At 65.1% G+C, this 13047-nt stretch carries 12 protein-coding genes; 9 read left to right on the top strand and 3 right to left on the bottom strand.

Going from position 1 to position 13047, the window contains the following annotated elements; genetic code table 11:
* Positions 1–47 precede the first annotated feature (47 nt).
* From IVA91_RS18065 to IVA91_RS18040, 6 genes are read left to right on the top strand one after another with little or no spacing between them, the layout of a single operon-like run.
* Positions 48–1739: a peptide ABC transporter substrate-binding protein gene (locus IVA91_RS18065; RefSeq protein ID WP_247278379.1), complete on the top strand. Its 1692-nt coding sequence runs from the start codon at positions 48–50 to the stop codon at positions 1737–1739.
* A 27-nt stretch (positions 1740–1766) separates the two neighbouring features.
* On the top strand, positions 1767–2717 hold the full coding sequence (locus IVA91_RS18060) for an ABC transporter permease (protein ID WP_247459041.1): 951 nt from the start codon (positions 1767–1769) through the stop codon (positions 2715–2717).
* Between the two features lie 3 nt (positions 2718–2720).
* Positions 2721–3596 carry an ABC transporter permease gene (locus tag IVA91_RS18055; protein ID WP_247278381.1) on the top strand — a complete coding sequence of 292 codons (876 nt, stop codon included), beginning with the start codon at positions 2721–2723 and terminating at the stop codon, positions 3594–3596.
* A 40-nt stretch (positions 3597–3636) separates the two neighbouring features.
* Complete coding sequence (locus tag IVA91_RS18050) at positions 3637–4965, top strand: FAD-binding oxidoreductase (RefSeq protein WP_247278382.1); 1329 nt, start codon at positions 3637–3639, stop codon at positions 4963–4965.
* A 6-nt stretch (positions 4966–4971) separates the two neighbouring features.
* Entirely contained in the window at positions 4972–5898 is a 927-nt protein-coding gene (locus tag IVA91_RS18045) for a glyoxylate/hydroxypyruvate reductase A (RefSeq protein WP_247278383.1), read from the top strand.
* A 9-nt stretch (positions 5899–5907) separates the two neighbouring features.
* On the top strand, positions 5908–7776 hold the full coding sequence (locus IVA91_RS18040) for an ABC transporter ATP-binding protein (protein ID WP_247278384.1): 1869 nt from the start codon (positions 5908–5910) through the stop codon (positions 7774–7776).
* A gap of 4 nt (positions 7777–7780) precedes the next feature.
* Here IVA91_RS18040 and phaZ read toward each other — a convergent pair whose 3' ends face one another.
* Entirely contained in the window at positions 7781–9004 is a 1224-nt protein-coding gene (gene phaZ, locus IVA91_RS18035) for a polyhydroxyalkanoate depolymerase (protein ID WP_247278385.1), read from the bottom strand.
* A gap of 165 nt (positions 9005–9169) precedes the next feature.
* Here phaZ and IVA91_RS18030 point away from each other — a divergent pair, with 165 nt between their 5' ends.
* On the top strand, positions 9170–9826 hold the full coding sequence (locus IVA91_RS18030; protein ID WP_247278386.1) for a glutathione S-transferase family protein: 657 nt from the start codon (positions 9170–9172) through the stop codon (positions 9824–9826).
* Between the two features lie 292 nt (positions 9827–10118).
* Here IVA91_RS18030 and IVA91_RS18025 read toward each other — a convergent pair whose 3' ends face one another.
* Entirely contained in the window at positions 10119–10343 is a 225-nt protein-coding gene (locus tag IVA91_RS18025) for a hypothetical protein (RefSeq protein ID WP_247278387.1), read from the bottom strand.
* Positions 10344–10528: 185 nt separating this feature from the next.
* On the opposite strand from IVA91_RS18025, the gene IVA91_RS18020 reads away from it, so the two are divergent.
* Positions 10529–10885, top strand: coding sequence for a hypothetical protein (locus tag IVA91_RS18020; RefSeq protein WP_247420449.1), 357 nt, complete (start codon positions 10529–10531; stop codon positions 10883–10885).
* 9 nt (positions 10886–10894) lie between these two features.
* Here the strand turns inward: IVA91_RS18020 and IVA91_RS18015 are convergent, their stop codons facing one another.
* Positions 10895–11998 (bottom strand): mandelate racemase/muconate lactonizing enzyme family protein, encoded by a 1104-nt coding sequence (locus IVA91_RS18015; protein WP_247278388.1) that lies wholly within the window; start codon positions 11996–11998, stop codon positions 10895–10897.
* Between the two features lie 176 nt (positions 11999–12174).
* Between IVA91_RS18015 and IVA91_RS18010 the strand changes: the two genes are divergently transcribed.
* Positions 12175–13008: an AraC family transcriptional regulator gene (locus IVA91_RS18010; protein ID WP_247278389.1), complete on the top strand. Its 834-nt coding sequence runs from the start codon at positions 12175–12177 to the stop codon at positions 13006–13008.
* Positions 13009–13047: the final 39 nt, after the last annotated feature.

Below are 13047 nucleotides of genomic sequence, written 5' to 3'. Positions count from 1 at the left end.
TAGGGGCGCGGGAGACGGTGCCGCGTGCGCGGCAATGGAGAGTGGCCATGGCAGACGGCACCGCCAAGTTCGGCGTTGGAGCAGTGCATCTCGGCATTCCGAATCGCCGCCAGCTCTTCCAGCTTGGGGCCGGCGCCGCGGCAGGATGGACTCTTGCGGGCAACGCTTTTGCGCAAGTTGAGCGCCCGACCAATCCGCCGGACAAACCGCGCGGGCAGGTGATCGCAGCGCTGTCGCAGGAGCCGACCGTCTTTCATCCGCTGATGCCTGGCATCGAGGTCGATCAGGGCATCTGGTGGCAGGTGTTCTCGCTGCTCTGGTTCATCGATCCCGCCGGCAATTTCGTTCCTGACCTCGCACGCGAAGTTCCGACCATCGAGAATGGCGGCCTGTCGCCCGACGGCCTGACTTGGAAAATCAAGCTGCGCAGCGACGTGAAGTGGCATGACGGCACGCCGTTCACGGCCGACGACGTCAAGTTCTCGCTCGAACTGATCAACAGTCCCGATTTTCGCGCCCGCAGCCGCGTCGGCCATAGCCTGGTCAAGGACATCAAGGTCGTCGCGCCCGACGAGATCCACTGGCGAATGGAAGCGCCTTACTCGCCCTACATGTCAATCCTGGGATCGCTGACCTTCATCGTGCCCAAGCACATCCTGGAGAAGGTGTCCGATCCGAACGCCTCGGCGTTCCACAATGCGCCTGTCGGCACCGGGCCGTTCCGCTGGGGCGAGCGCGTGCCCGGCGACCACATCCTGCTCAATGCCCACACCGGCTATCACGGCAAGGGGCCGTACGTCGAACGCGTGGTCTTCAAATACATCCCCGATCTCACCGTTCTCTATACCCAGTTCCGCACCGGCCAAGTCGACTACACCGGCCTGCAAGGCATCTTGCCGAACTTCGTGCAGGAGGCGAAGACGCTGAAGGGCCGCAGGATCGTGGTCTCCTCGACGTCCTCCGTGGAGCATATCGCACCGAATCTGGAGTTCGGTCCCTTTGCCGATCGCGCCGTGCGCGAGGCGCTCTATCTCGCCATCAACAAGCAGGCGATCATCGATGCGCTCTATTATGGCCTGCCGACGCAGACCGAGAGCTTCGTGCCGCAGCAAGCCTGGTCATTCCAACAGGGGCTGCCGCAACACAAATACGATCCCGCCAAGTCCAACGCGCTGCTCGATGCGGCGGGATGGGTTCGCGGCACCAGTGGCGTGCGCGAGAAGGGCGGCGTCAAGCTCGAGTTCACCAATTCGACGACATCCGGCAACGCGGTGCGCGAGCAGACCCAGCAGCTCCTGATCCAGGACTGGCGTGCGATCGGCGCCGCGATGCGCGTCAACAACATGCCGGCCGCGGTGATCTGGGGCGATTTCTGGCAGCAGTCGAAATTCAATTCGGTGCTGGTGTCCGTAAACTTCATGCTCGGCAGCGACCCCGACGTGACGCCGCGCTTCGGCTCCGGCGCCATTCCCGCCAAGGGCGGGCGAGGCTACAACACCTATCAATACAAGAGCCCGGAGGCCGATCGACTCCTCGCCGACGGCGCCAAGCAGTTTGAGATCGCACAGCGCAAGACGACCTATGGCGACCTGCAAAAGCTGATCCGCGACGATCTCGCCATCCTGCCGCTGTTCCAAGGCTTTATCGCAGAAGGCGTGAAGGAGGGGCTGCAAGGCTTCCGTCCCAACGTCAACACCTCGATCAATTGCTGGAACATCCGCGAATGGTACTGGGCCTGATGGATCAGGTGCGCAGGGCAGCCTGACGTGGCCCGTTACGTCGTCAACCGCCTGGCACAGTCGATCATGCTGCTGGTGATCGTCTCGGCGATCGGCTTTGCCATTCTGCACCTGGCGCCCGGCGGCCCGCTCTCGCAATTCGCGGCCTCTGCGCAGATGACGCAGGAGGATCTCGACCGCGTCAGCAAGCAGCTCGGTCTCGATCGCCCGCTGCCGATCCAATATCTCGACTGGTTCAGCCGCATGCTGTGGGGCGATTGGGGCCGCTCCTACCGCGACGGCGAGGCGGTGCTGTCCGTGATCTCCTCGCATCTCGGCGCCACCCTCGAGCTGATGGCGACGGCGACGATCATCGCGGTGCTGCTCGGCTGCTGGATCGGCGTGCTGGGTGCGCTGCGCCGCTACTCGCTGTTCGATACCCTCGCCACCGTCGGCGCCATGATCGCGCTGTCGATCCCGACCTTCTGGTTCGGCCTCGTTACCATCTACGTGTTCTCGGTGAGGCTCGGCTGGCTGCCGGCCGGCAATCAGCACACCGTCGGCGACGGCTCCTTTCTCGACCTGCTGCATCATCTCATCGCGCCGGCACTGGTGCTGGCGCTGGTCGAGACCGCGATGTGGGGCCGCTTCATGCGTTCCTCCATGCTCGAGGTCATCAACCAGGATTACATCCGCACTGCCCGCGCCAAGGGCATGCCGGAATGGCGCATCCTCACCGTGCACGCGCTCCGGAACGCGCTGTTGCCGATGATCACGGTCGCCGGCCTCCAGTTTCCGACGCTGCTCGGTGGCGCGCTGGTGGCCGAGACCGTGTTCACCTGGCCCGGCATGGGGCGCCTCTTCCTCGATTCCATCGGCTATCGCGACTATCCCGTGGTGATGGGCGTCTTGATGTTCTCGGCGACGATGGTGCTGATCGGCTCGTTGCTTGCCGACATCCTCTATGCCGTTGTCGATCCGCGCATTCGGGTGGGCTAGGCGATGACGACGGCCACCCTCTCCACCGTTCAGCTCGCCCCCGGTCAAGCCGCGTGGCGGCGGTTCCGCCGCCATCGGCTGGCGCTCGCCGGCGCCGTCATCATTCTGGTGCTCGTCCTCGGCTCCGCGTTCGGTCCTTATCTGCTGCCTTTCGACGACACCTATATTGACATCATGAAGCGGTTCGCGCCGCCGCTGTCGGGCGCGCACATCCTCGGCACCGACGAGCTCGGCCGCGACGTGCTTGCGCGCTTGATGATGGGCGGCCGCGTCTCGCTCTCGATCGGGATCGTGGCGATGGTGATCGCGATGGCGGTCGGCATCGTCGTCGGCGCCTTCGCCGGGTTCTATGGCGGCGTGGTCGGCGCGGTCTTGATGCGGCTGGTCGACGCCGTGCTGTGCTTCCCGACCATCTTCCTGCTGCTGGCGCTGGCGGCGCTCACCGAACCCGGCCTCGTCACCACCACCGTGCTGATCGCGGCGACGGCGTGGATGAGCGTCGCCCGCGTCGTCGAGGCCCAGGTGCGCTCGCTGCGGGAACGGGAGTTCGCCGTTGCAGCGCTCGCCTTCGGCTCGTCAAACCTGCGCATCATGTTCCGCGAGCTCGTGCCCAACGCAATTGCCCCGATCGTGGTCGCGGCCACGCTGAACGTCGCCAAGGCGATCCTGCTCGAATCCTATGTCAGCTATCTCGGCTACGGCATCCAGCCGCCGGCTGCGAGCTGGGGCAACATGCTCAACAACGCGCAGATCTATCTCACCAGCGCACCGTGGCTCGCGATCGTACCGGGCGTCGCCATCACGCTGGCGGTGACGAGCTTCAATTTCCTTGGCGACGGCCTGCGCGATGCGCTCGATCCGCGAATGAACATCCCATAACGAGCCTAGGTCCGTTTGAACTGAATACCAGGAGTGCCCCATGTCCCCGCCGCTCAATCGTATCAACAGCGATGAACGCCTGCCGGCGCAGGCAGACGTTGTCGTCATCGGCGGCGGCGTGATCGGCGTATCTGCGGCGTATCACCTGGCGAAGAAGGGCCTTTCCGTCGCACTGGTCGAGAAGGGCCATGTCGGCGGCGAGCAGTCGAGCCGCAATTGGGGCTGGTGCCGCCAGCAGGGCCGCGCGCGCGAGGAGATTCCGCTCGCACGTGAGGCGCTGCGGCTTTGGGAGGACATGCAGAACGATGCCGGCGTCGATGCCGGTTTCCGCCGCACCGGCGTGCTGTTCCTGACCAAGAGCAAGGATGAGCTCGCCGGCTGGGAGCGCTGGGCGGCGATCGCGCGCGAGCAGCAGGTCCACTCCACCATCCTGACGCCGGCGGAGGTCGCTGAACGCATGCCCGGCAATGCCGACAAATGGGTAGGCGGCCTGCACACGCCGAGCGACGGCCGCGCCGAGCCGTCGATGGCCGTGCCCGCGCTGGCCACTGCCGCGCGAAAGCACGGCGTCACCATCCATCAAGGCTGCGCCGCGCGCGGACTGGAGACTCAGGGAGGACGGGTCAGCGCCGTCGTCACCGAGAAGGGCACCATTCGCACGCAATCGGTGCTGCTGTCGGGCGGGGCATGGTCGTCGCTGTTCTGCCGCCGTCACGGCATCGAGCTGCCGATCGGTCTCGTCAACGCCACGGCTTGCCGGACCACCCCAGGACCTGAGATCACCTCCGGCGCGCTCGGCACCGACCTCTACTGCATCCGTCGCCGTCTCGACGGCGGCTTTACGCTGGCGCTGCGCAACCGCGGCACGGTCGAGCTGTCGCCCGACTTATTCCGGTACGCCCGCGCCTTTTGGCCGACGTATCAGCATCGTAAGAACGGACTGAAATTGTCGTTCGGCAAGTCGTTCTTCGATCAGCTCGTGCGCGGCAGCAGCTGGAGCTTTGACAAGCCGTCGCCGTTCGAGACTGAGCGCGTGCGCGATCCGGCCCCCGACATGTCGCTGGTCAGTGCGGCGCTGGCGTCGCTGATCCGATCGAACCCGGAATTGAAGGACATCGAGATCGCGGAGGCCTGGGGCGGCACCATCGACTGCACGCCCGACACAATCCCGGTGATCTCGCCGGTCGATGCCTTGCCCGGCTTCTTCCTCGCCACCGGCTTCTCCGGTCACGGCTTCGGCATTGGTCCCGCGGCCGGCAAGCTCGCCGCCGACATCGTGACCGGCTCGACGCCGCTGGTCGACCCGGTGGCTTACAGCCACAAGCGCATGATCGACGGCCGGCGGCTCGCGCCGGTCAGCCCGTTCTGAGGCGGCATGACGGTTCTCTACAAGGCCAACATGGTTCGCGGCGCCGAGTGGGCGCGCTTCTTTGCCGAGCGCGCGCCCGATCTGCCGTTCCGGCTCTGGCCCGACATCGGCAATCCCGCCGATATTCGTTATCTGGTGGCGTGGGTGCCGCCGGAGGATATCGCCACGACGTTCCCCCATCTCGAGCTGGTCTTCTCGGTTGGCGCGGGTGTCGATCAGTTCGACGCCACGAAGCTTCCGCCGCACCTTCCGCTCATCCGGATGCTGGAGCCCGGCATTGCCGAGACCATGGTGGAATATGTCACAATGGCGGTGCTCGGCCTGCATCGCGATCTCCTGCACTTCATCGCCCAGCAGAGGGAGCAGGTCTGGCGCGAGATCCGGATCACGCCGGCGAAGCGGCGGGGTGTCGGCGTGATGGGGCTCGGCCAGCTCGGCCACGCCGTGCTCGAACGGCTCAGGGCATTCGGCTTTCCGCTGTTCGGCTGGAACCGCTCGCCGCGCGAGATCCCGGGCGTGACCTGCTACGTCGGTGTTGACACCTTGCCAAGATTCCTGTCGCAGACCGACATCCTCATTTGCCTGCTGCCATTGACCGAAGAGACCCGGGGCATCCTCAATGCCGATCTGTTCGCGCGCCTGCCGCGCGGCGCAGGGCTCGTCAGTGTCGGGCGTGGTCCGCAGCTCGTCGAAGCCGATTTCCTCGCGGCGCTCGATACCGGCTTGCTATCGGGCGCCGTTCTCGATGTCACAGAGCCCGAGCCGCTGCCCGCTGGCCATCCGTTCTGGAGCCACCCGCGCATCCTGCTGACGCCGCACAATGCCAGCATGACCATGCCGGATACGGCGGTCGATTTCGTGCTCGACGTCATCGCATGTCACCGCCGCGGCGAGGAATTGCCGGGCCTCGTCGATCGCACGCGTGGCTATTAGGGCAACTGCATGAGCAAGGGCGCAAGCGGAATCGATCGTAGCGTTGCCGAGGCGCAGGCGCCGGTGCTGTCGGTCGCCGGCCTCACCACCTCCTTCATGCGCGAACGACGATGGATCCCGGTCGTCCGCAATGTCTCATTCGACGTCGCGCCGCGCGAAACCGTCGCGATCGTCGGGGAGTCCGGTTCGGGCAAGAGCGTCACCGCGCTCTCCATCATGCGGCTCATTCCGAAGGAGAGTGGCCGCATCGAGGGATGCGTGACGCTCGCTGGCCGCGATCTCCTCGCGCTGCCCGAAACGGGCATGAAGGGCATCCGCGGCAATGACATTGCCATGATCTTCCAGGAGCCGATGACGAGCCTCAATCCGGTGCTCACCATCGGCTTCCAGATCGCCGAGGCGCTGATTCAGCATCGCGGCCTGTCGCGCGCGGCGGCGGAGGCCGAGACCATCCGCCTGCTCGATCGCGTCCGCATTCCCGCGGCGACATCGCGCTTCCACGAGCATCCGCATCGCTTCTCCGGCGGCATGCGCCAGCGCGTGATGATCGCGATGGCGCTGGCCTGCAAGCCGAAGCTCCTGATCGCGGACGAGCCGACCACTGCGCTCGACGTTACCATCCAGGCCCAGATCCTGGAGCTCTTGAAGGAGCTCCAGCAGGAGGAGGGAATGTCGATCCTCTTCATCACCCACGACATGGGCGTGGTCGCCGAGATCGCTGATCGGACCGTAGTGATGTATGGCGGGCAGGCGGTCGAAACCGACGCGACGTCGCGCATCTTCGCCGCACCGTCGCATCCCTATACAAGCGCACTGCTCGCCGCCGTGCCGCGCCTCGGCTCGATGGATGGGCGCGCGCGGCCGATGCGTTTTCCCATCGTCGACAAGCTCACGGGCACCTCGGACGAGCCGGTGGAAACGCCCGACACGGTCTCGACCGCCGAGCGTCCGCTGCTCGAAGTTGCAAACCTCACCACGCGCTTTCCGATCCGCTCGGGCCTGTTCGGCAAGATCTCCGGGCGCGTCCACGCGGTCGAGAACGTCTCCTTCACCTTGCGCGCCGGCGAGACGCTTGCGCTGGTCGGCGAATCCGGTTGCGGCAAGTCGACCACGGGCCGCTCGATTCTCAGGTTGCTCGAACCGGACAGCGGCACCGTCCTGATCGACGGCCAGGACGTGCTCGCCATGAACGGCCGAGCTTTGCGCGATTTCCGCAAGCAGATGCAGATCGTCTTTCAGGATCCATTCGCGAGCCTCAATCCGCGCATGTCGGTGGGGACGGCGATCGCGGCTCCGTTGCTCGCCAACGGGCTCGCGTCGACGTCGCAGGCGCGCGACAAGGTCGCAGACCTTCTCGTCCGCGTCGGCCTGACTGCCGATATGGCCGCGCGCTTTCCGCACGAATTCTCCGGTGGCCAGCGCCAGCGCATCTGCATTGCGCGTGCGCTTGCGCTCGGGCCGAAGCTGATCGTCGCGGACGAGGCGGTCTCCGCGCTTGACGTCTCGGTCAAGGCCCAAGTCGTGAACCTGATGCTCGATCTCCAGGCCAACATGGGCCTTGCCTATCTTTTCATCTCCCACGACATCGCCGTGGTCGAGCGCATGAGCCACCGCCTCGCGGTGATGTATCTCGGCGAGATCGTCGAGATCGGCCCGCGCGCGGCATTGTTCGGCAATCCGCAACATCCCTACACCAAGAAGCTGATGGCTGCCGTGCCGGTGCCCGATCCATCGCGCCGCGGTACGCGCCGCGACGTCTCCAACGACGAGATCAGAAGCCCGATGCGCGCGCCGGATTACCAGCCGCCTCGCCGGCGATATCGCGAAGTGTCGCCCGGCCATTTCGTTCAGGTCTGGGGCGAGGAATGGTCCGTCTGAGCCTTCACGAATTCACGTGCACGAAATCCCGCAGCAGCGGATAGATCTCGTTGTTCCAGCGCTTGCCCGAGAACACGCCGTAATGGCCGACGCCGGCCTGCATGTGATGGACGCGGCGATAGGCGCGTACGCCGGTGCAGAGGTCCTGCGCGGCGAGCGTCTGGCCGATCGAGCAGATGTCGTCCTTCTCGCCCTCGACCGTCATCAGCCCCATGCGGCTGATGGCCTTGGTGTTCACCGGGCGTCCCCGATGCATCAGTCGGCCCTGCGGCAAGAGGTGCTCTTGGAACACGTCGCGCACGGTCTCGATGTAGAATTCCGCAGGAAGGTCCATCACGGCGAAGTATTCATCATAGAAGGTCTTGATGCTGGCGGCCTTCTGCTTCTCGCCCTTGGCGATGTGGTTGGCGAGGTCCAGATGTTGCTTGATATGGCGCTCCAGATTCATCGCGACGAAGGCGGTGAGCTGTACGAATCCCGGATAGACTTTGCGCAAGGCGCCGCGGCACTGCACCGGCACGTAATTGATCAGGTTGCGCTCGAACCACTCGATCGGCTTGCTCTTGGCGAATTCGTTGACCCTAGTCGGCTGGATGCGGGTGTCGATCGGTCCGGCCATCAGCGTCAGCGTCGCCGGCCGCGAGGGGTGGTTGTCCTCGCACATGATCGCGGCGGCTGCGAGCGCCGAGACCGATGGCTGGCAGATCGCCACCATGTGGGGGCGCGGGCCGAGCTGGCCGAGGAATTCGATGAGATGCTCGGTATAGTCGTCGAGCCCGAAGCGGCCCTTGCTGCGCGGAATGTTGCGCGGATTGTGCCAGTCTGTGATGTAGACGTCGTGGTCCTGGAGCAGCGTCTGCACGGTGCCGCGCAGCAATGTCGCGAAGTGGCCCGACATCGGCGCCACCAGCAGCATGCGCGGCTGCTCGCTCACGCCGTCCTTGCGAAAGTGCAGCAGCGAGCCGAACGGCGTCGCGCAGGCGATCTCCTCGGTGACGGGAATTTCCCGATTGCCAACCATCACGCTGTCGATGCCGTAGGCCGGCCGATCATAGGTGAGGGTGGAGCGCGAGATCAGCTCGAGCGCCGCCGAGAGCCGGCCGACCAGCTGATCCGACACGCCCTGCGGCACCAGGTTGAGGAATTTGAGCGCGGACGAGGCCCCCGCCCGCCATGGCGCGGTCAGGTCCATATGGTTCTGGAAGGCCTGATAATACATCGACATCATACTGAAACGCCCACCTGACCCCTGCCATTATGCAATATCGAAGCCAAGCGGGAGCTGAACCGCCCGCAAAACTGGCACATCGCTTGCTCTCATTTTGAAGGAAGCACAGCTCATGGGCACGCCCGCCGGCCGGGCGGGTGTCGAGATCAGGCGTAGGGAAGGCCAATGGCGAAGGCGACACTGACCATCAGCAGCAAGAACTACTCGTCCTGGTCGCTGCGTGGCTGGCTGCTGGCGAAATTTTCCGGGCTCGATTTCGAGGAAATCGTCACCGCGCCGGACGATCCGTCCGCGCGCGCTGAAATCCTGCTGCTGTCGTCGTCGATCCTGGTGCCGTGCCTGCGGCACGAGGGCGCCGTGGTCTGGGATACGCTGGCGATCGCCGAATACCTCAACGAGGTGATGCCGGACGCCGGGCTGTTGCCGGCCGACCGCATCCAGCGCGCGCATTGCCGCTCGATCTCAGGCGAAATCCATTCCGGGTTCGCCACGCTGCGTGCCTCGCTGCCGGTCAATTTGAAAGGACACTTTCCCGGCTTCAAGATCTGGTCGCGCGCACAGGCCGACGTCGACCGCGTCTGCTTCATCTGGCGCGACTGCCTGGAGACATCGGGCGGCCCCTTCCTGTTCGGCGAGCGGCGCACCATGGCCGATGCGATGTACGCCCCTGTGGTGACGCGCTTCATGACGTATGACGTCAAGCTCGCGGCGCCGCTGAAGGCCTATGCCGACACCATCATGGCCATGCCGGAGATGCAGGAATGGATCGCGGCGGCGCGGGAAGAGCCGGCCGAGATCGAGGAGCTCGAGGTCGAATATTAGGCAGGTCTCGCGCTGTCTTGCCTGTTTCGGCGGCTGGGGACCGTCGCCCGGCAGGCACGCGGCTTGCCCCCACCATGTCCCTGACGCGGTTAACTTCTGCCGCCAATACCCGGCCCAAACCCAATCCTGCCCTGCGCAGATCTTGTGCGCGCGAACCAGGCGGCTCGCGACATCTAGCCGTGAACAGGTGCGTACGGGCCCCTACGGCCGATTCGGACGTGATTCGTTCGGGCCGCGTTCCGAAGGTTAAGGCGAAGCGCGGCCCCGTCGCATTTTGAAACACGAATCGCCGTCAGGCCGCCCCGCGCTGCTTCATGCGGGGCAGGCGCCAGCCGATGACGGTTGCTTCAACCGCGATGCCGGCCTCGTGATTCTGCCAGCGTCCCTCCACATAGCGGCAGGCGAACGGCAGCTGATACGTTCCGCTGTGGTCCTCGCACAGCACCTCGAGTGGCAGGCCAGCTGGTGGTTCTCCGGCGCCGTCGAATTCCGCCAGACGTCTATCGCGCGTTGCCATTCCAAAAATCTCCCCTAAACAAAGCCGCGGAAAGAACGCCCACTTCTTTCCGCGTGCCGATCATCGTTCCCCGTCCGAGGGAACGGGCGCAAGCTCAACGCGAGAATGCGGTACGAGTGTGGTAGCCTCCCGCGACTGCGCGCAAACGGCGCACATTGCCGTGATCGAATTGACGAGGAACCTTCATGCTGCTCCGAAGCGCCGGCGTTTGTTTCGCAATGTTGCTGCTCGCCACGCTGGCGCCGCTGCCGCTGCACGCGCAGGACGTGCCCGGCATCGAGATCTGCACGGTCGAGAAGACCATGGAACGGCGCACGAGCTGCCTCCAGAGCAATGTCGATTTCCTCCAGAAGACCATCACCAAGCTCAGCCTCGATCATCAGCAGAGGCTGGATGCGGCCAATCGCCAGATCGACGCGTTGAAGACGAGCCTCGCCGGCTTGCAGAAGACGCTCGCCGATCTCCAGGCTGCGCAAGCCAAGACCGCCGACGATCTGAAGAAGAAGCAGGATGCGCCGGCGGCGAAGGACGCGGCGAAATAGGGGCGGCGATCAGGCGACGCGATAACGCTCCATCACGCCGCGATCTGGCTCGTAGCCAAGTCCAGGGCCGCTCGGCACTGCGACATGGCCCGTCGCATCGACATCGGCGCGGCCGCCCCAGAGGCAGGCCTCGCGTTTCAGATAGAACATCTCGACGAGCCCATCCTCGCGCGTCGCCAGCAGATGCAGCGTCGCGAGCAGCCCCGGACCGAAATAGGGCGAGTGCGGGACGATCTTGACGCCGAGCTGATCGGCCAGCGCCGCCACCTTCACAAATTCCGTGATGCCGCCGACCTTGATCACCGAGGGCTGGGCGTGGCTCACCGCGCCCGCATTCATCATCTGGCGGAATTGATATTCCGTGCAGGCATTCTCGCCGGCGGCGATATTCAGCCCGCCCTTGCTGCGAACGTCGGCGAGCGCAGCAAAATCCTCCGGCGGCCATACCGGCTCCTCCAGGAACATGGGTCTTGCGTCTGCACATGTCTTCGCGAACGCAATCGCCTGCTCGCTCGTCAGCGGGCAGTTCATGTCGACCATCAGCGGAATGGTGGGCCCGATCGCCTCGCGTGCGGCGAACACGGCAGGTAGCGTGGTCTCGTGCAGCTTGATGGCGCCATAGCCGAGCGCCAGCGCCTTCCTGCATTCGTTAGCGATGGCCTCGGGCGAGCCGATCCGCAAGAGGCTGGCATAGGCCGGGATGGCCGTGCGCCTGGTCTCGCCGAACAGGCGGTGGACCGGCACGCCCTCCATCTTGGCGGCAAGGTCCCACAGCGCGATATCGAGCCCGGAGATCGCGAACATGGTGATGCCGTAGCGGCCGAACAGATGCAGATTGCGCTGGATCTGCTCCATGACCCCAGGGATGCCGGCCGCATCAGGCACCTTCAGCCCGCGCGCTTGGGGTGCAATCATCTCCTCGACGGCGCTGCGCGTGGTACGAGGGCAGACATAGGCGAAGGCATCGCCCCAGCCGGTCAGCCCGGCATCGGTCGTGACCTCGACCAGCACCATGTCGAGGGCTGTGATTGCGGAAGCGCCCTGGCGGAAGCTCGCGACACCGGCGTCATAGGGGATGCGGATATGGTGCGCCCGCACATCGGTAACTTCCATGACGCGGTTCCTCCGTGCTTTCTGGTGAGCGGTTTCAGGCAGTGTAGCCACGAACGCGAGGGCGTTGCCAGTGGCCATTCCCGAACTATCCTCATGCGAGGACAGCAACGCCGATCAAGCGAAGCGGGCGTGACCGGCGCACCATCGCCGCGTTTCGAACGAGGGCCTGAATCGCCATGAACCCAGCCCAGCGCGCGCTCTGGTATGTCGAGAGCCATCTGGCCGAGCCGATGACGCTCGACGAGATCGCGCAGATATCCGGCGTGTCGCGGTTCCACGTCGTGCGTGCGTTTGCGGCAGCCACCGGGCTTCCGGTGATGCGTTACGTGCGCGCGCGACGGCTGACGGAAGCTGCGCGCAGTCTTGCCAACGGTGCGCCGGACATCCTGTCACTGGCGCTGGAGGCGGATTACGGCTCGCACGAAGCATTCACCCGCGCGTTCCGCGACCAGTTCGGCACCACGCCCGAAGCGGTGAGGGCCGCGACATGCGTCAGCCACCTCACGCTTCAGGAGCCGATCCTCATGGACTCCACCATGCTCGACCATCTTGCCCCGCCGCGTTTCGAGACTGCAAAGGCCTTCCTCGTCGCCGGTCCCGCCGAGCGCATCTCCTGCGACAATGGCGCCATCATTCCCGGTCTATGGCACCGCTTTCACCAGGAAGTCGCCGACATTCCCGCGCGCGTCGGTAACGTCGCCTACGGCGTTTGCTGCAATGGCGATGATGCCGGCAATTTCGACTACATCGCCGGCGTCGAGGTCGCCGATTTCTCGGACCTGCCGCGTCGCTTCAGCCGCATCCGCATCCCCGAGCAGCGCTACGCGGTCTTCACCCACACCGATCACGTCGCCTCGATCCGGCGTACGGTCAACACGATCTGGAATCAATGGCTGCCGGCCTCCGGTCTTAAAGCCGCGGACGCACCGAGCTTCGAGCGCTATGACGAAAAGTTCGATCCAGCAACCGGCAATGGCGGCTTCGAGATCTGGGTCCCGGTCAGGGAATAGGGGGCTTCCGCAACGCTGGCATACCATCCGGCTTGCTTG

The sequence above is a fragment of the Bradyrhizobium sp. 153 genome (genome assembly GCF_023073835.1).
In the GTDB taxonomy this organism is placed as follows: domain Bacteria; phylum Pseudomonadota; class Alphaproteobacteria; order Rhizobiales; family Xanthobacteraceae; genus Bradyrhizobium.
This window is presented reverse-complemented; position numbering and strand designations above follow the sequence as displayed.